The organism is Methanocaldococcus villosus KIN24-T80, assembly GCF_000371805.1.
GTDB lineage: Archaea > AGJL01 > Methanococci > Methanococcales > Methanocaldococcaceae > Methanocaldococcus > Methanocaldococcus villosus.
Genome location: NZ_AQUK01000001.1, coordinates 1,101,714 through 1,120,104, shown reverse-complemented (window position 1 = coordinate 1,120,104; position 18,391 = coordinate 1,101,714). Strand labels below are relative to the sequence as shown.

Below are 18,391 nucleotides of genomic sequence, written 5' to 3'. Positions count from 1 at the left end.
TAATTTTCGAAAATTTTATATATTGGTTTTTCTCAAATATCCATAAGGGGGTAGTGTGAAAATTAAGATACTCCATAAAACTCCTAAAGGATTTCTTATCGGTAGAGGTAAAAATGTAAAGATAAATTCTCCTGTCTATTTTAAGAAAAAGAAAATAGGTGTTATTGTAGACATCTTTGGCCCTGTATCCAATCCATACATAAAGATAAAGCCAATTAAAAAAGATATTAATGTAGATTTTGTTTTTACAAATAAAAATTAAGTGATCTCATATGGAAGTTAAAGAAAAATTAGAAAAGAAAGAGAAAAAAGATGAACAAGAAGAAGAAATAGTATGCCCAATATGTGGTAGTAAAGAGGTTATAAAAGATTATGTTAAAGCTGAAATCGTCTGTTCAAAGTGTGGATGTGTTATTAAAGATAACCTATTTGATGTAGGTCCAGAGTGGAGAGCATTTGATCATGAGCAAAAGATAAAAAGATGTAGAGTTGGAGCTCCAATAACACTAACCATTCATGATAAAGGATTATCTACAGTAATTGATTGGAGAAATAAAGATAGTTATGGAAAAGATATATCTGCAAATAAGAGAGCTCAATTATATAGATTAAGAAAATGGCAAAGAAGAATAAGAGTTAGTGATGCATCTGAAAGAAATTTAACATTTGCTTTATCTGAATTAGATAGAATAGCATCAAAATTAGGATTACCAAGGCATGTTAGGGAACATGCTGCTAAAATATATAGAAATGCTGTTGAAAAAGGATTAATAAGAGGAAGAAGTATAGAAGGTGTAGTTGCTGCTGCTGTTTATGCAGCCTGTAGAAAATGTAAAATCCCAAGAACATTAGATGAAATTGCAGAGGTTTCAAGAGTTGATAGAAAAGAAATTGGAAGGACATATAGATTTTTGGCAAGGGAGTTGGGGATAAAATTAACTCCTACAAATCCAATAGACTATGTTCCAAGATTTGCTTCTGAGTTAGGTTTGCCTGGAGAAGTTGAAAGTAAAGCTATACAAATATTAAAGAAGGCAGCAGAAAAAGGGTTAACTAGTGGAAGAGGCCCAACTGGAGTAGCAGCTGCAGCTATATATATAGCCAGTGTTCTTTTAGGATGTAGAAAAACACAGAGAGAAGTGGCAGAAGTAGCAGGAGTTACTGAAGTAACTATAAGAAATAGATATAAAGAGCTAACAGAACATTTAGATATTGATGTGACATTATAACTTAATTCCTATTTTGGGATAATTATGGGGCTAATTGATAAGATAAAAAAAGATAAAAAAATAATAGTTGAAGATAAACCATCATCAATCTTAAAAAAACCTATAAAAAAAGAAGAGGATATATTAGATGTTTATGATGTTAATGTAGATGAAATCACATTTAATGTTATTATTAAAAAGGAAGAGGGTTATACATACTATCTTATCCCTGAAATAGAAAAAATAAATGAATCTTTATCAAAATTATCTAAAGAACATTTTGATCTTATTAGAATGCAAATAGGTGATTTGGGTTTAGTTACATATGAACAAATAAAACACTTTATTAATGATTTTTCTATAAAATATAATTTAAAATTACCTTATATAGAATCATTAGCTAAATTTTTTTATTTGATATCAGGTAGATTTGGACTATTAGAGATTCCTATAAATGATGAGAGATTAGAAGAAATAATGATTAATGGTTATAACTATCCTGTTTATGTTTTCCATAGAAAACATCAAATGTGTGAAACAAATATTATACTAGATAGAAATGAAGTAGATAGAATTATTGAAAGTATAGCCAACTTAGTTAATAGACCTATAGATTCAAGAACCCCTATGTTAGATGCATTTTTGCCAGATGGTAGTAGGGTTAATGCTACAACATCAGATATATGTATGAATGGAGCTACTCTAACAATAAGAAAGTTCTCAAAAGATCCATTAACTGTTATAGATTTAATAAACTTTGGTACTTTAGATATAGATACTGCAGCATTTTTATGGCAAGCTGTAGAAGGATATTTTGGTGCTAAGCCTGCAAATACCTTAATAGTTGGAGGTACAGGTTCTGGTAAGACTACTCTTTTAAATGTTTTGTCAATGTTTTCTATGTACAATGAGAGAATAATTACTATAGAAGATACTCCTGAATTACAAATTCCACATAAACATGTTATAAAACTTGTTACTCGACCGGCAAGACCAGGAATGCCTGAGTATGAAGTTACTATGGATGATCTAATAAAAAATGCTCTTAGAATGAGACCAGATAGGATATTTGTTGGAGAGGTTAGAGGAGAAGAAGCTCACTCCCTATTAGTAGCTATGAACACAGGACATGATGGATGTTCTGGAACATTACATGCCAACAGTGCTGATGAGGCGATATTGAGATTAACAAGCCCTCCTATGAATGTTCCAAAGATTATGTTAACAGCTTTAAATTTTATTATAAATATACAAAGAATCAGAAGAGCTGGAAAAACAATAAGAAGAATTTTGGGAATAGTTGAAGTAGTTAAAGGTGTTGGAGAAGGGCAAGAGATTGCTAAAACTACATTGTATGAATATAATGGATTAAAAGATATATTAGAAAAAAGAGGAATTTGTTTATGGGAAGAAGAAGTTTGTGAAATAGCAGGAATATCAAGAGATGAATTATTAAGAGATAGAGAGTTTAGAAAGAGAGTTTTAAACTATTTATATAGAAATAATATTAGAGATTTGGAAAGTGTGGGGAAATATATTATGAAATATCAAGAAAATCCAGAAAAGCTTATGAAGATGATATAATATGATTAATCTTAAAAATATATATATAAAAATTCGATTATTTCTCCACAATATAGGATTAATTACTCTAGATACAGCCACTCTTAAGGAATTAAAAAAAATAGAAGTTAGTAAACCTAAATTTCAAGAAGCTTATACAGAACCTGTGGAAATAGAACCTGAAAATATAGAAGAGTATGAACGAATATTATTTGAAGAAGAACTTATTGCTAAATCTGCAGAATCTCTGTCACAAGCTTTAAGAAATGTAAGAATATTTTCAAGGAATTTGATAAGGTATTTAGGATATGAAAATGAAGTAGAGTATTTTAAAAGAGTTGTTTTATATATGTTTTTATCAATTTTTGGTTTTATAATACTTGGTATTCTTTCTAAAAATATTATAGGAGGTTTTATAAAAGGTATAGTTGGAGCTGTTATAATACTTGTTGGTTCTATTTTCTACCCAAGATTAAAGTTGATGTTATTTAAAGGAGAGATCAAACTTCAAATACTTTTTACTCTTGTTTTTATGATATCATTATTAAGAGCGGGAGCTTCTCTACCAGAAGTGTTAAATCATATATCAAAAAGTAGAGAGTTTGGAATAGTGGCTTATGAAATTAGACAGGTTCTAAGAGATGTAAATTCAGGATATAGTATGCTTGAAGCTTTAGAAAGAGCAAAAATAAGAACTGAAATTCCACTAATGATTGTTTTCTTTGATCAAATAATTGCTGGATATAATAAAGGGAATCTTTCCCTGCTATTAGAAAAACTATATGAAGAAATTGTCAGATCATCATTGGCAAAGTTAGATTCATCTAAGTTTATGATACAAAACTTAGGGAATTTAACATTTGGTATTGGGCTAATAATTCCCTTTAGTGGGATGATATTATCAGGAATGATATCAAATCAGGGATTTCCAGGGATATTAAATACCTTAGATTTACTTATGACAAAGATTGGCCCAATGTTAGCACTGTTTTTTGGAATATTTGTTAAGATGAAAATTGAGTGATAATATGAACAAATATATTAGAGGGTTTTACTATTTATTTATAAAGAGAAATGTGTTAATTCTAAGAAAATTAGGTAAAAGAATTAATGAAATTCAATTTATTTTTCTACTATTTATATTAATAATAATTTTTATATTATTAGGTAGTTTGCTTCACTTAACTTCAAGGAGCATATTATTATTAATAATAGTATATTTTGGAGCTATATTACACTTACCAAAAATTCTATATGAAAATAGAATAGAATTATTAGAAAAGAATATTCCTAAAGCACTTTATATTATGGTAATATCATTAGAATCTGGTAGGTCTATACCAGAGGCTTTACAAGAAGTTGTTAAAAATAATATAAAAGAAGTTAGTGATGTTTTTAGAAAAGTTCTTTATCTTATGGAGAACCAAAAGCTGACTTTTGAGGAATCAATATCTATAGTGGCAACAATATATGACTCAAAAGTTCTTAGTATGTTATCAAGAATTATGATTGAAAATAAAAAATATGGAGGAGATTTGGCAGAATCTTTAAAAAACCTTGCTAAGACCTTAGAAGATCTCCAACTATATAAAAGACAGCTTTTAAGTGTTACTGCCCAGGGGCTTGCTATAGGTTTTATTATTTTATGTGGGGTTATGCCAGCTGTAGGGGGATTGTTAGGAGCTTATTTACTATTTATAACAAAAAGTATGGGTGGAATGGCAAGAACCCCTCCAGTATCAGCAGAAGATATTGCAAGAGGTTTTGAAATAATACAGTTAGGAACACTCATGGTAGGATCATTGTTTTCAATTCCAATATATGGGTTTAATATTGCAAGAATGTTTCTTATAGCGGCTATAACAATGACTGCTGGTATGGGGGCTTATTATATTATATTAAAATTAGCTCCATCCTTATTCTCTTAAAAGTCTATTTATCTCCATATCCAAAAAGATAATTCTTTTAACAGATGGATGATCTTTTCCAAGCTTATTTCTAAATTTCTCTACAACCCTATCTATTTCAACTCTCTCTGTTTCAAAGATTAAATTATCTGCATGAGCTACTATTTTCTCTTCTAAAGATATAGGTACATAATCTTTAGCAGGTAATCCTAAAGCTATTGCCTCTTCCTTTGTTATCCCTGCCCCAATATGTCTTTCAGCTATTAAAGCTATTCTTTCATCAAAACCATAAGATCTTAAAATATTTGCTCCCACTACTCCATGATCAATACCATGTGTTTTAGATCTACCTATATCATGTAACAATCCACCAATTTTTACTAAATTTAAATCCACATTATAATCATTATTTTTTATTTGTAATGCTATCTCATAAGCATACTTTGAAACTGCTATGCAATGCTCTACAACATTTTTTGGACATAGTTTTTTTAGGAGTTCCAAAGCATCCATAATTTCACTGATTTAATATAGGATTATGTTTGAGTTCATGTTCTAAAAATTTTATCTGTTCTTCAAGATCTTTTATTATTTTACTATTGTCAAATTCCTCTAACATATTTCCACAACCAGGACATAAGAAGTTCAAATCTGTAGCTTCTTCAAATGTAAATCTTATATTGCATTTTGGACAGTAGAAAAACATATTATTTTTTTCATATTTTAATTTATTTTCTAAGTCAGTAATAAGTTCTTTAACTCTCTTTTTTACAACATATGGAATTTTTTCAAATGTTGGGCGCCATGTATAATAAAACCAATTTGAATCTTCATTTTTCCATTTTTTATAGTCAACTAATCTAGCATCATATAACTTATACAACAACTTTCTAACATAATTTAACTTAATCCCTAGCTCTTTAGCTAACTCTTCTTCAGTAGTCTCTCCCTTTTTTAATAGCACCTCTATAAGTTCAAAACCTTTTTCATCTCCTTCAAATATGTTAAATAACACCTCTTGAACTAATGGATCGTTCAACATTTTACGTATCTTCATACTTTACACTCTCCCTAATTATGTTTTTTATATTACTATCTGATATTACTGTAAAGATAGGTTCATCTTTCTCTATAATAGCCCCATTTTTTGGAATGTCATATAGGCATCTATAATTCTTAATTCTAACTTTTAATCTCCTATTAGCAAAAATAATTCTTTTTTCATATACCCTATTTGGTTTAACAGTTTTAGCATATTCTTTATTTAATAAAGCTTTAACAAGATTTTTTCTTGAGGAGATTTCAATTGTGTCAAAAGTTCCAAGAATTCTGGGATTTAGATCTATTATGTATAACAAATTGTTATTAATTAAAAAATCTAAACCATTCATTCCTTCAAGTTCAAAAACTTCAATAATATCTCTAAGTTCATTAACATAAGTTTTAGAAAGTTTGTATGGAGTGATGTTTCCAGCATATTGTCCATTAATAATAATTTGTTTGTTAAAGGTTATAAATGTGTTGTCTATAAAATTTATGCTAAAACTTTCACTTTTTATAAACTCTTGGGCTAAAATAGGGAACTCCAAATTTTTTGCCAATCCTCCACAACCTGATATTGGCTTTAGAACAATCTTTTTAAACTCTTCCCTGAATTTCTCTAACTGATGCCTATTATAAATTATTTTATATGTTGGTATATTATACCCTAAATTTTCCAATTTTTTATAAACTTTATACTTATTACTTAATTTTACAATCTTTTTTGGTTCATTACCTACAACATTTTCCCATTTTGGAGCCTTTTTTATATATTCAAAAACTCCAGAGGTAATAAATATATAATCTACACTATCAGCAATTTCTTTAGCTTTCTCTAACAGTTTTTTTGGATCATAATTATCTTTCAACTTCCCATGTTTATATGGATTTACAAAAAAGAATTTTTCATCAGCTTTTAAATCTTCAGGAGCATAATATGAAACTGAATACACATAAAAGCCTAAAGATTTTAGAGAGTTTGCTACAGCTCTTGTATTTACTCCTAAAACTAAAGCTTTATAACACCCTAAATCTCCCAGGCTTTGGCTCATCAATATCTCCATACTTTATAAGTTTTTTAATAATATTTTCCAATTCCTCTTCATTAATTCCTCTTTTTTTAGCCTCTTCTAATATAAAATCATAATCAACTAACTTATCATCATCAGAAAGTTCTTTAATTATTTCATAAACCATCATTAATTTATCTCTTTCTTTTTTAGCTACACCTATTATTTTATCTACATCTAACATTCCAGTTTCAGGATCATAGGCTATCTCTTTTAAACATTCAGTTATTATTTCTATGGCCACTTTAGCATCTTCTTCATCTACCTCTTCTTTTAATTTAGCTTTTGCATGAGCTTCAGCTATTCTTATAGCAGCTTCTAACTGTCTTGCAGTAATTTGATGTTTTTTTCTCATTTCTACATAATAGTTTATTAACATCTTCTTAGCTCTCTCCCCAATTATTGGCTTATGTTTTCTTACATAGTGTATATATTTAATAATAAATTCCCTATCTACTTTAACCCCATCTATCTCTATATAATCTAACCCTATTTTTCTATTAATATCCTTATTCAAATAAGCTCTATGTAGATCTATAATATAATTGGCTATTTCTTCATCTTTCTTATTATCAGACACATCCCTTATAGGAAATATAAGATCAAACCTGCTTAATAATGGAGCAGGAATATTTATTTGCTCAGCTATAGATTTCTCTGGATCAAACCTTCCCCATCTTGGGTTACAGGCAGCTAATACGGCACATTCAGCAGGAAGTTTTGCATTAATTCCTCCTTTACTAACATGAATAGTTTGACTTTCCATAGCTTCAAGGACATAACTTAATATCTCTTTATTCACTGTTAGCTCATCTATACAGGCTGTTCCTTTATTGGCTTTAACTAATAAACCTGGTTTAATTACCCAATTGTCTTCTCCAATCTCAGTTTTCTCTTTAACTACTGCTGCTGTTAATCCTACACCAGTAGCTGTTGTTACAGAACCATAAACATTTCCTGGAATCTCTGCAATGTTTCTTAAAATAACAGTTTTTCCTATCCCAGGATCAGTTATTAATAAAATGTGGATATCTGCCCTTTTATTTGGTTTTTTAACTCCTTTTATTTGTTGTAAAAAAACAGCTTTTTTTATTGTTGAATACCCTTTAATCTCAGGAATTAATCTATCTGAAAGAATATCTACTATATCTTTCCTTTTAGATAGTTTTTTTATATTTTTAATATCTTCTTCTGATATAGATATCTTAGCTCCCTCATCTAATACATTACAACTTATAGCTTTAACATATAAATCATAAATTGGTAATTTTTTACTTTTTCTTACTTTTATAGGTACACCAAGTACTTTTACCCTTCCTGCATAAATTCCTGGAGAGTTTTCTAGGAATACTGTTATATATTTTGGTGGTTCTTCAGGGTTACTCATCAAATCTAAGGGCTGCTGAACCTTTATTTCCTGAAAATCTACATATGTTGATCTATCATCAATAAGCTCCATAACTTCCCCACATTTACATATAACTTCCTCACAGTCTTTCAAAAAATCTATCTCTTTAACACTCTTTCTCCCGCATTTGGGGCATATGTAAAAGCCTTTTTTTAACATAGGTTTTATCTTAGAAGCCATAACAATAATACCCTCAAATTCTACAAGTTTCCCAATATCCTTACTTTTTATTTTTTCTATTGTATAATTTCTTTTAAACACTTCAGGAATATTGTTTAGCTCTATTATTATATCTTCTAATTCCTCCCCTTTTAAAGTGAAATAAATTTCTTTGTAACATTCTTTTATAATATTTATAGCCTCATAAGGGTGATTTACAGTAAATTCTACAAATTCCATTAATCCAAAATAATAAAGCTTTTTTAAATCAATATTTACTCTATCTTTTTCCATTATTATATCATCTTGATGAAAATTTCTTAAATATGCAATTAAAAGATCTTTAAATTTTTCCAAGTTCATATTTCATCAACTCTCAAGAAAAGACATTTCAAATATTCTGTACCTTTTGATGTTATAGGGTGATCTGGGGCTTGTGAACCTTGTATAATAATTTTTCCCCATTTCTTTGCCTTTAAACATGCATCAATAACAAGAGCTTTAAAAGCATCAGGTTCAACTGGCTGGGAACAGGAGCATGTTATTAAATATCTATTTGATAGAGTAGCTCCAAACCTATTTAACATATGATATCCTCTTAAAGCACTCTTTAAATCTTTTTTTGATTGTGCAAAAGCAGGAGGATCAAGGATAACAACATCAAATTTTTCTCCATCTTCTATTAGCTCTTCCATAACTTTAAATGCGTTTCCTTCTATAAACTCATATCTATCTTTTGGAATATTATTAATTTCCATATTCTCTTCAGCGACCTCTAAGGCCTTTTTAGATAAATCTACGCCCACAACATAAGCTCCTTTTAAAGCTGCATGAACCGAGAAACCTCCAGTGTAGCAGCATATGTCTAAAACCCTATAACCCTCTTTAATAAACCTCTCTAGCAACAGCCTATTCTCCCTCTGATCTAAGAAAAATCCTGTTTTTTGTTGTTTAACATATACTTTAAATTTTGCTTCTCCTTCAGTAATTACTGTTTCCTCTTTTTTTCCTTTTAAAAATCCTTCAATATCTTTTAATCCTGCCCTCCTTCTATTTCTTCCAGTACTCTTCTCATATATATGCTCAATTCCCAATTCAGACAGTGTTTCAGCAATAACATCTCTATATTTTTCAATACCAAAATTAAATATTTGAAGAGTTGCTATATCATTAAATCTATCTATAACCAATCCATTTAACCAATCAGATTGTGTGTAAACCATTCTATAACTGTTTTTATAACCCAACTCATAAACTCTATAATTATTAGCTTTAATTATCTTTTCCCTAATATAATTTTCATTTAATTCTTCTCTCTTTAATGTCATTATCCTTACTTCATTTGGATTTTTAAAACCTCTACCAAGAAATTTTCCTCTCTTTGAATATATATCTACAACTTCTCCAAGTTCTGCACTATCAAAATCCTCTTTGTTAATAATATTATTTCTATTAATTATAAGATTACCCTTCTCTATAGCTGAATATCCACCAAAATCTACATATAGCTTTATCATTAAATCACCTATTGGTGATGTTATGTTTGATCATATATATAATGGATTTTTAAACCAAAAAATAAAAGATAAAGTTATAGTTGTAGATGTGTTAAGAGCTTCTACAACAATAACCACACTTTTAAGCATAGTGGATGAGGTTTATATAACTGACTCTATAGAGAGGAGGGAGAAAGGAATATATATAGGCGAGAGAGGAGGGGTAAAAGTAAAAGGATTTGACTTTAATAACTCACCTATTGAGATATTAAAAAATAGAGATATTATAGAAGAGAGATATAACAATGGAGAAAAAATTTATTTATCCACAACAAATGGAACTAGAGTTTTAAGAAGTTTAAAAGCTAAAGAAATTTTTATTGGGGCTATAGTTAATGCTAAGGCTGTTTCTGAAGTAGGAGATGCTACTTTAATACCTTGCCATAGAATGGGAGAATTTGCTATTGAGGATATAGTGGGATGTGCTTATATAGCTAAATATTGGGGTAATGATTTTGGATTAGCTAACCCTGAACTTGTAATAAATTCTGAAGCTGCTAAGCATTTAAAGGCTATTGGTTATGAAGGAGATGTGTATTTTTCAATAATGGAAAATACTTATGATATTGTAGGTTATTACATAAAAGAGGATGGAAAGGTTGTAAGATATGAGGATTGATTTAAATAGAATTGATAGTGAAGAGGGTATTAAGTTATTAAAGGAACTGAAGTGGCAAGGATTTGTGTATTATCAATATAACAATTTTGATAAAGAAAAATTTTTAGAAGTAAAAGAGATAGCTGAAAGATACAATTTAAAAGTTTATAGTGGAATAAAATTAAGAGATAATAATATAAAGAGTTTAAAAAATAGTATAAAGAAATACAGGAGAAAATGTCATATAATCTTAATAGAAGGTGGGGATATAAAAATAAATAGATTTAGCTGTGAACAACATAATGTTGATATCCTCTCAACACCTGAACTCAATAGAAAGGATTCTGGAATGGATCATGTACTGATGAGGTTAGCATCAGAACATAGAGTTGCTATTGAGATAAACTTTAGAGAACTACTTTTAAAAGATGGTTATGAAAGAGCTAGATTAATGTTATTCTTTAGAAGAAATTTAATGTTAGCCAAAAAATATAAAACACCTGTTGTAGTTTCAACAGATGCTACAAATATTTATGAAATAAAAAGTCCATATGATATTAGAGCTTTTTTAAATACTTTGGTAGAACCAGAATTTGCTAAAAAGATTATGGAAACACTTTATAAAATTTGTGAATACAGAGATTATTTGATGAGAGATAATGTTATAAGGTATGGCTTAGAGATTATAAAATAATTTTTTATGATTCAGCCCAACTTAACATTTCATTATACACAGGATGTTGTTTTAATAAGTTTTTGTTACCTATTAAAATTAATTTTCTCTTAGCTCTTGTTATTGCTACATTAAGCCTTCTCAAATCTTTTAAAAATCCAAATTTTCTTGTCCTTACAAATGATATAACTATAGCTTCATTTTCTCTTCCTTGGAAACCATCTACAGTATTCACCTCAACATCTAAATTATTCTCTTCAAATAGTCTTCTTAAATATCTAACTTGAGCGTCATATGGTGTTATTACACTCAGAGGAATGTTATATTTAACTAGTTTTTTCACAACCCAAAGCACTTTATTAGCTTCTTCTATATTATAATATGAGGGTGATTCTTTATCCCTCTTCTCTTCTCCATCAACATGTATAAATTGAACAGGCTTCTCATTTATAATATCCCTATCTTCCTCATCAACATCTTTAATCAAATCCAATAGGGTGATATTTTTAACACTCTCATGTGCCTTTAACCTATTATTATAAAACATTCTATTTGGAAATTCCATAATCTTTTCATTCATTCTATATTGTATCTCAAGTATTGTTGAGAACTCTGGATATTTATTTATTAGTTTTTCAAATAGTGTCTTTTTTAACTCTTCATTATCACTTAACACTGTTGGAGGTAGTTGTTTATGATCCCCAGCCATTATTAACTTGTTAGCCTTAGTTATTGGTATCAAACAGGAAGGTTCCATAGCTTGAGAAGCTTCATCTATTACAGCTACATCAAAATAATAGTCTTTTAATATTTCAGAACCTGCCATTGAGTTTGTAGCCACAACAACATCTGCCTTTTTTAATATATCATCTACAATATCTTTTTCTATCTTATCTAATTTATCAACAAACCTCTTTATAACCCTATTTCTTACTATCCATTCAGCCATACTCTTTATTTTCTGTTTAGGAATTCCTCTATAATCTTTATTCTTTTTAGCTATTTTAACTATTTTATCATCTGATAATCCTCTCCTCCATTTTGGAGATGGTTTTAGAAATTTATCTCTTTCTTCTTTTAATTTCTTTATTTTCTCTTTTATTCTTTTAATTTCTTGATATTTTTCATGAGTTTCTATTAGGTAGGGTAAAGAGTGCTCTATTAACTCTTTATTGATCCTTGTTGGATGTCCTACCCTAACAACATTTAAGTCAGGATATTTCTTTAATAGATATTCTAAAATATTATCAGCAGCTATATTTGAATCTGCAGTAGCCAATACCTTATGCTTATTAAATCTAACCTCTTGAACTATAACTTCTGTTAAAGTTCTAGTCTTTCCTGTCCCAGGAGGGCCATGGATAAGGTAGAGATCTTTATTTAACACAGCCATTTTAACAGCATACCTCTGAGATTCATTTAAAGATTTATCATAAAACTCTATATTAATATCCTCTCTAAATGGTTTTTCAGGTTTTTCAATACCTAAAATAATATAAAGTAACTTTGGTTTTTCTTTAGCTATTTTTAATAAGGCTTCTTTCATTCTTTTAAATGTAATGTCATTTATAAATAAGTCAATCCTTACTCTTTCCTTAAAAACCCATTTAGGCACATCTATGTCAAATGCTACATCAATAAAGTTTTTTCCTACATAGATAACATTTGCATATAAATCACTCTTTAAAGGATCATCCTTACTAACTAACACAACATCTCCTGGTGATATCTCTGTTTTAAATTCTTTCTTTCTACCAAATCTAACAAGAGTACATCCTAAAGCTTCTCCTAAAAAAGTTCCTTTTAGATTCAATATTGCTCTACCTACTTCCTCTCTTTTTCTCCCTAACCTCTTTATTTCTTCTTTATGAAACTCCATTTCATACTTTCTTTCTAACTCAATAAGATTTAAATATTTTCTTACATAATGGTCTATTAAATTCATAATATCACTGTGAGTTCTATGTTCTCTGTACCAAACTTATGTGATGCAGGAGCTTTATATATAAAAAATTTAAAACCAGTTTTAAATAACCAGAAGGTTATAATTGGAGAGGTAGTTACAGTAAGAACTAATGATGATTGGGGTTGTGTAGTTAAAGCTATAAGTTATGCTAAAGGAAAGATAATATTTGTCAAAAATGAAGGGGAAAAAGCAGTTTGGGGGGGTTTAGCATCTTTAAATGCTAAGATTAAAGGGGTTAAAGCAGTTGTTATATATGGAGCAATAAGAGATATTGAAGACATTATATCATTAAAATTTCCTGTTTTTTATAAAGAGGTAAATGCTGAAGCTGGAAAACCTCTAAATGTTGGAGAGATTAATATACCTATTGATATATATAATATTACCGTATCTCCAGGGGATTACATAGCATGTGATATGAATGGTGTCTGTTTAATAAAAAGGAGATGTTACAATGAGATAATGGAGAGAGTTAAAAAAGTTAAAAGTAAAGAGAATAAAATTAAAGAAAGAATAATGAAAGGGCAAGATTTAAGTGAAATTCTAAACTTGAGGTGAAAATCTTTGCGAATATTGGAAAAAATTGCTGATAAGCCAATGGTTAGATATATAATAAGAGGGTTAATAGATGGGACTCTATCTACTTTAGGAGTAGTTATAGGAGCTAGTGGAGCAGATTCACATATAATTATTTCTGCAGGTTTAGGTGGGGGTTTAGCTAATGGATTATCAAATATACTAGGGGCTTTTACTGCAGAAAAAGCTTCATTGGAGAGAGAAAGAATAAATATGGAAAGAAAGCTAGTAAAAAATCATGGATATCTGAAAAAATCACTCATATATAAAAATGCTTTAAAAGACACAATGATTTGTGGGGTTATAGATGGGATATCTACAACTTTAGGTTCTGCTCTACCTGTTTTACCATTCTTCTTTTTAAAGCCAAATGTGGCTTTGTATGTAGCAATAGGGATTACAGTGGGATTGTTATTTTTATTAGGTATTTTTATAGGAAAAATCTCTAAAGAGAATTTGTTAATATCTGGAACAAAAATGGTTGTTGGAGCATTATTAGTGTCATTTCTATGTTTTATTATTGAAAATATATTTAGCTAAAAACTCTTGTTATTTTATACTGTCCAACAGCTTCTATATATTCAACTTCTTTTCCAGGCTCTAACTCTAAACCTTCTGGTATTGGCAATTCTAAAGTTTCATATGTTTGTAAATCCATTATCTGAACAGTATCTCCAACAACAGCAAGAACTTGTCCTTTTCTTCTATCAATTATTGGAACCTCTACTTTAGCTGATGTTGGAGCAACAAATTCCTTTTTAACTTTATCAAATATCCCAATCCCTACAACTCTAGCCTTAGCTCCTCCATGTTTTCCAGACTTTGATATACTTATATCAACTATCTCACATGGTACTCCATCAATCATAACATACTGCCCAACTTTTAATGATCCTACATTAACTTGTTTTGTTCCTGGCATGAATATCACCTTAAAAAAGTTTTTAATAACTTTAAAAAAATTTATTATATAAAGATTATGGTGGTAAAAATGATTGATAGTAAGACAAAGCTTGTAGCATTAATAGGACATCCTGTTGAACATTCACTCTCACCTATAATGCAAAATGCTGCTTTTAGAGATAAGAATTTAAATTATGTTTATTTAGCTTTTGATGTTTTGCCAGAGAAATTAAAATATGTTATTGATGGGGCAAAAGCTTTAGGAATAGTGGGATTTAATGTAACAATTCCTCATAAAATTGAAATAATAAAATATTTAGATAAATTAGATAAAAGTGCTGAATTAATAGGGGCAGTAAATACCATAAAGGTTGATAAAGAAGCAATTGGGTATAATACTGATGGTATTGGAGCTAGAAAAGCATTAGAAGAAAAAATTGGAAAAGTTGAAAACAAAAATATATTAATATTTGGTGCTGGTGGTGCAGCAAGAGCTGTAGCTTTTGAATTAGCTAAAAATAATAATATAATAATTGCAAATAGAACATTAGATAAGGCTAAAAAATTAGCTGAAGAGATTATAGAAAAATTAGGAAAAAATTCTGATGAGGTTAAATATGTCCCATTAAATACTGATTTAAAAGATGTTGATATTGTGATTAATGCTACATCTGTAGGGATGAAAAAGGATGATAAACCATTAGCTACAGCTGAACAGTTAAGAGGTAAAGTTGTCATGGATCTTGTCTATAACCCCTTAGAAACTCCATTATTAAAAGAGGCTAAAAAGGTTAATGCTATAGCAATAGATGGTTTAGGAATGCTAATACATCAAGGAGCTGAAGCTTTTAAAATTTGGACAGGAGTTGAGCCAAATATTAATGTTATGAGAGAAGCTATTATGAAATATCTAAACTACTCTCATTAACTCATCTGGTTTATGTATTTCTCCACCTATTTTATCTACTAAAATAACATCTGAATTTTTGCAACATCTTTCAACTTCATAATATATTTGCCCTAAATTCATCTCGGGTATAATAACTTTTTCTGCTTTAACTTTTTTTAAAATATCATCCGGGAAAGGATAAACAGTAATTAATCTTATATATCCCACATCTTTACCTTCTTTATTTAACATGTTTGTAACATATTTAACAGTTCTTGAAGGTGATCCATAACAAATAAATAGTGTTTTAGCTTCTATATTATGCATTTCTAATTTTATTATTTTATTTCTATTTTTTCTTATTTTATTTACCAACCTTCTCACAAGCTTATCATGTGTTTCAGGAGATACATCTGGATAACCTCTTTCATCATGAGTTAAACCTGTTACATGAACATTATAACCCTCACCAAAAATAGGCATTGGTGGTACATCAACATCAAATGGATATGGCTTTTTACATGGTTTTTCTTTTGGTAATTCTCTATTCACTATATCAAAATTATCATGTAAATGAACCTTCTCTCTCATGTGACCAACAATTTCATCTGCCATAACAAATACTGGAACTCTATATTTTTCAGAAAGGTTAAATGCTTCAATAGTAAAATCATACATCTCTTGAACAGAGGATGGGGCAAGGGCTATAATTTCATAATCCCCATGACTTCCCCATCTACACTGCATCATGTCTCCTTGACTAGCATGTGTAGGCTGCCCTGTTGATGGACCCCCTCTTTGAACATTGACTATAACACAAGGGGCTTCTGTCATACATGCAAAACCTATATTTTCCTGCATCAAACTAAATCCAGGCCCTGAAGTAGCAGTCATGGCTTTTAAGCCTCCCCAACTAGCACCAATAACAGCCGCTATTGAACCAATTTCATCTTCCATTTGAATATAATAACCATTAACCTTTGGTAACTCCCTAGCCATAGTTTCAGCTATCTCTGTTGAGGGAGTTATTGGATATCCTGCAAAAAATCTACATCCTGCTTTTATAGCCCCTTTAGCACAGGCTTCATTACCTTGTAAAAATGCTATCATTCTTCCACCTTAACTCCTTCTAATATGTTTTTCAATTTAATCTTTTTATTATCCTTTATTTTTGGCTCCACTCTTGGAGGTTGAATTATATTTGTTATCTTATCTCCAGGTGGCACCATTGGTAAAGCTTCAGCAGGATCTATAACAATATCCAATAGATAAGGTTCTCTACTTAAAATAGCTTCTTTTAATTTTTCTTTTATTTCATTTGGGTCTGTAATTTTCTCAGCTTTTATGCCATAGCTTTCAGCAAGCTTAACAAAATCAGGACTTTCTCCAAGATGAACTTCACTCTGTCTTTGACCATAATATAGATTCTGCCATTGATACACCATTCCTAATGTTCTATTATCAAATATACAAATAACTATTGGAATATCATACTCTCTCACTGTTGCAAGTTCTTGAGAATTCATTAAAAATCCTCCATCCCCTGTAATACAAATAACATTTGCATATGGTTTTGCTACTTTAGCTCCAATAGCTGCTGGAAATCCAAAACCCATTGTACCTAATCCTCCAGAGGATATAAATGTTCTTGGCATTTTAACTTTGAAATAGTGGGCCATCCACATTTGATTTTGTCCAACATCAGTAGTTATTACAGTATTTCTTAAGCTTGGATCTATCTCTTTTAAAGTATCCATTAAATCTTTAACAAATCTTTGTGGTTTTATTGGTTTATCATCAAAATCCATTTTTATTGGGAAAGATTTTAATTTTCTTATTCTCTCTAACCAATCTTCTTTACTTTTTATCTCTAATGTCAATAAAACATTAATTATATCCCTCAAAACATTTTTAGCATCTCCAACTATTGGAATATCTACCCTTACATTCTTACCTATCTCTGCAGGGTCAATATCAATGTGGATAATTTTAGCATTTGGAGCAAAGTATCTAACATCTCCAGTAACTCTATCAGAAAACCTACATCCAATGGCTATAAGAACATCACACTCATCTATAGCATAATTTGCTGCTCTTGTTCCATGCATTCCAGCCATTCCTAATGACAAAAAGTGATCTTCAGGAAAAGCTCCTTTACCCATTAATGTTGTTGTCACTGGGATTTTAAAAAGATCAGCTAACCTATATAACTCTTCATGGGCATTAGCTAATATAACTCCTCCTCCAGCCAATATTAATGGCTTTTCTGATTCAGCTATTAATTTAGCTGCTTTTTTTATTTGTAATGGATGTCCAACAGTTTTTGGTTTATAACCAGGAAGATCTACCTTTGCAGGAATATCAACATGCTCTATTTCTTCACTCTGAACATCTTTAGGGATGTCAATATGAACTGGCCCTTTTCTACCAGTTGTTGCAATTTCAAAACTAGCTCTTATTATTTCTGGAATTTCTTCAACTTTCTTTATTTGGAAGTTATGTTTTGTTATAGGCATAAATAAGCCAAGAGCATCTATTTCCTGAAATGCATCATTCCCTATAAGATTTCTTGGAACCTGGCCAGTCAATGCTATAACTGGTGAGGAATCTGCATAAGCTGTTGCTATACCTGTAACTAAATTTGTTGCTCCAGGACCTGATGTAGAGACACAAACTCCAGCTTCTCCAGATACCCTAGCATAACCATCAGCCATATGAGCTGCCGCCTGCTCATGTCTAACTAGAATGTGTTGAAGATCACTGTCATATAGAGCGTCATAAAATGGGAGTATTGCTCCACCAGGATATCCAAAAATTATCTTAACTCCCTCAGCTTCTAAAGCTTTAATTATAACTTCAGCTCCTTTCATTTAA

Annotated in this window: 19 protein-coding genes; 10 read left to right on the top strand and 9 right to left on the bottom strand. The window is 29.9% G+C overall.

Annotated features, from left to right (window positions below; translation table 11 throughout):
* Positions 1-55 precede the first annotated feature (55 nt).
* The 5 genes from METVI_RS0106415 to METVI_RS0106395 are packed head-to-tail and all read left to right on the top strand — an operon-like array spanning position 56 to position 4,699.
* Positions 56-262, top strand: coding sequence for a Gar1/Naf1 family protein (locus METVI_RS0106415; protein ID WP_004593555.1), 207 nt, complete (start codon positions 56-58; stop codon positions 260-262).
* Positions 263-272: 10 nt separating this feature from the next.
* Complete coding sequence (locus METVI_RS0106410) at positions 273-1,229, top strand: transcription initiation factor IIB (RefSeq protein ID WP_004593556.1); 957 nt, start codon at positions 273-275, stop codon at positions 1,227-1,229.
* 24 nt (positions 1,230-1,253) lie between these two features.
* On the top strand, positions 1,254-2,792 hold the full coding sequence (locus tag METVI_RS0106405) for a type II/IV secretion system ATPase subunit (RefSeq protein ID WP_004593557.1): 1,539 nt from the start codon (positions 1,254-1,256) through the stop codon (positions 2,790-2,792).
* A gap of 1 nt (position 2,793) precedes the next feature.
* Positions 2,794-3,795 carry a type II secretion system F family protein gene (locus METVI_RS0106400; RefSeq protein ID WP_004593559.1) on the top strand — a complete coding sequence of 334 codons (1,002 nt, stop codon included), beginning with the start codon at positions 2,794-2,796 and terminating at the stop codon, positions 3,793-3,795.
* 4 nt (positions 3,796-3,799) lie between these two features.
* Positions 3,800-4,699 carry a type II secretion system F family protein gene (locus METVI_RS0106395; protein ID WP_004593561.1) on the top strand — a complete coding sequence of 300 codons (900 nt, stop codon included), beginning with the start codon at positions 3,800-3,802 and terminating at the stop codon, positions 4,697-4,699.
* Here METVI_RS0106395 and METVI_RS0106390 read toward each other — a convergent pair.
* The 5 genes from METVI_RS0106390 to METVI_RS0106370 are packed head-to-tail and all read right to left on the bottom strand — an operon-like array spanning position 4,688 to position 9,873.
* Positions 4,688-5,191 carry a TIGR00295 family protein gene (locus METVI_RS0106390; protein ID WP_017981137.1) on the bottom strand — a complete coding sequence of 168 codons (504 nt, stop codon included), beginning with the start codon at positions 5,189-5,191 and terminating at the stop codon, positions 4,688-4,690. The genes METVI_RS0106395 and METVI_RS0106390 overlap by 12 nt on opposite strands.
* Before the next feature lie 4 nt (positions 5,192-5,195).
* Positions 5,196-5,735 carry a transcription factor E gene (gene tfe / locus METVI_RS0106385; protein WP_004593434.1) on the bottom strand — a complete coding sequence of 180 codons (540 nt, stop codon included), beginning with the start codon at positions 5,733-5,735 and terminating at the stop codon, positions 5,196-5,198.
* Positions 5,722-6,771, bottom strand: coding sequence for an ATP-grasp domain-containing protein (locus METVI_RS0106380; RefSeq protein ID WP_004593435.1), 1,050 nt, complete (start codon positions 6,769-6,771; stop codon positions 5,722-5,724). The genes tfe and METVI_RS0106380 overlap by 14 nt, the downstream gene beginning before the upstream one ends.
* Entirely contained in the window at positions 6,737-8,719 is a 1,983-nt protein-coding gene (locus tag METVI_RS0106375) for an ATP-binding protein (RefSeq protein WP_004593437.1), read from the bottom strand. The genes METVI_RS0106380 and METVI_RS0106375 overlap by 35 nt, the downstream gene beginning before the upstream one ends.
* Positions 8,716-9,873: a class I SAM-dependent rRNA methyltransferase gene (locus METVI_RS0106370; RefSeq protein WP_017981135.1), complete on the bottom strand. Its 1,158-nt coding sequence runs from the start codon at positions 9,871-9,873 to the stop codon at positions 8,716-8,718. The genes METVI_RS0106375 and METVI_RS0106370 overlap by 4 nt, the downstream gene beginning before the upstream one ends.
* Positions 9,874-9,895: 22 nt before the next feature.
* Between METVI_RS0106370 and METVI_RS0106365 the strand changes: the two genes are divergently transcribed.
* Both METVI_RS0106365 and rnp3 read left to right on the top strand, forming a co-directional pair.
* Positions 9,896-10,531 carry a 2-phosphosulfolactate phosphatase gene (locus METVI_RS0106365; RefSeq protein ID WP_004592782.1) on the top strand — a complete coding sequence of 212 codons (636 nt, stop codon included), beginning with the start codon at positions 9,896-9,898 and terminating at the stop codon, positions 10,529-10,531.
* Positions 10,521-11,204 (top strand): ribonuclease P protein component 3, encoded by a 684-nt coding sequence (gene rnp3 / locus METVI_RS0106360; RefSeq protein ID WP_004592784.1) that lies wholly within the window; start codon positions 10,521-10,523, stop codon positions 11,202-11,204. The genes METVI_RS0106365 and rnp3 overlap by 11 nt, the downstream gene beginning before the upstream one ends.
* A gap of 4 nt (positions 11,205-11,208) precedes the next feature.
* Here rnp3 and METVI_RS0106355 read toward each other — a convergent pair whose 3' ends face one another.
* Positions 11,209-13,128 (bottom strand): IGHMBP2 family helicase, encoded by a 1,920-nt coding sequence (locus METVI_RS0106355; RefSeq protein ID WP_004592786.1) that lies wholly within the window; start codon positions 13,126-13,128, stop codon positions 11,209-11,211.
* A gap of 18 nt (positions 13,129-13,146) precedes the next feature.
* On the opposite strand from METVI_RS0106355, the gene METVI_RS0106350 reads away from it, so the two are divergent.
* Positions 13,147-13,707 (top strand): RraA family protein, encoded by a 561-nt coding sequence (locus METVI_RS0106350; RefSeq protein ID WP_004592788.1) that lies wholly within the window; start codon positions 13,147-13,149, stop codon positions 13,705-13,707.
* A gap of 39 nt (positions 13,708-13,746) precedes the next feature.
* Entirely contained in the window at positions 13,747-14,265 is a 519-nt protein-coding gene (locus METVI_RS0106345; protein WP_394296183.1) for a TIGR00267 family protein, read from the top strand.
* On the opposite strand, the gene eif5A is transcribed toward METVI_RS0106345, so the two are convergent.
* Positions 14,258-14,647: a translation initiation factor IF-5A gene (gene eif5A / locus METVI_RS0106340; RefSeq protein ID WP_004592791.1), complete on the bottom strand. Its 390-nt coding sequence runs from the start codon at positions 14,645-14,647 to the stop codon at positions 14,258-14,260. The genes METVI_RS0106345 and eif5A overlap by 8 nt on opposite strands.
* Positions 14,648-14,716: 69 nt before the next feature.
* On the opposite strand from eif5A, the gene aroE reads away from it, so the two are divergent.
* Positions 14,717-15,556: a shikimate dehydrogenase gene (gene aroE, locus METVI_RS0106335; RefSeq protein ID WP_004592793.1), complete on the top strand. Its 840-nt coding sequence runs from the start codon at positions 14,717-14,719 to the stop codon at positions 15,554-15,556.
* Here the strand turns inward: aroE and METVI_RS0106330 are convergent.
* Positions 15,539-16,627 (bottom strand): 2-oxoacid:acceptor oxidoreductase subunit alpha, encoded by a 1,089-nt coding sequence (locus tag METVI_RS0106330; protein WP_004592795.1) that lies wholly within the window; start codon positions 16,625-16,627, stop codon positions 15,539-15,541. The two genes, aroE and METVI_RS0106330, sit on opposite strands and share 18 nt — an antisense overlap.
* Positions 16,624-18,387: an acetolactate synthase large subunit gene (locus METVI_RS0106325; RefSeq protein ID WP_017981134.1), complete on the bottom strand. Its 1,764-nt coding sequence runs from the start codon at positions 18,385-18,387 to the stop codon at positions 16,624-16,626. Before METVI_RS0106325 ends, METVI_RS0106330 begins: the two co-directional genes overlap by 4 nt.
* Positions 18,388-18,391 lie beyond the last annotated feature (4 nt).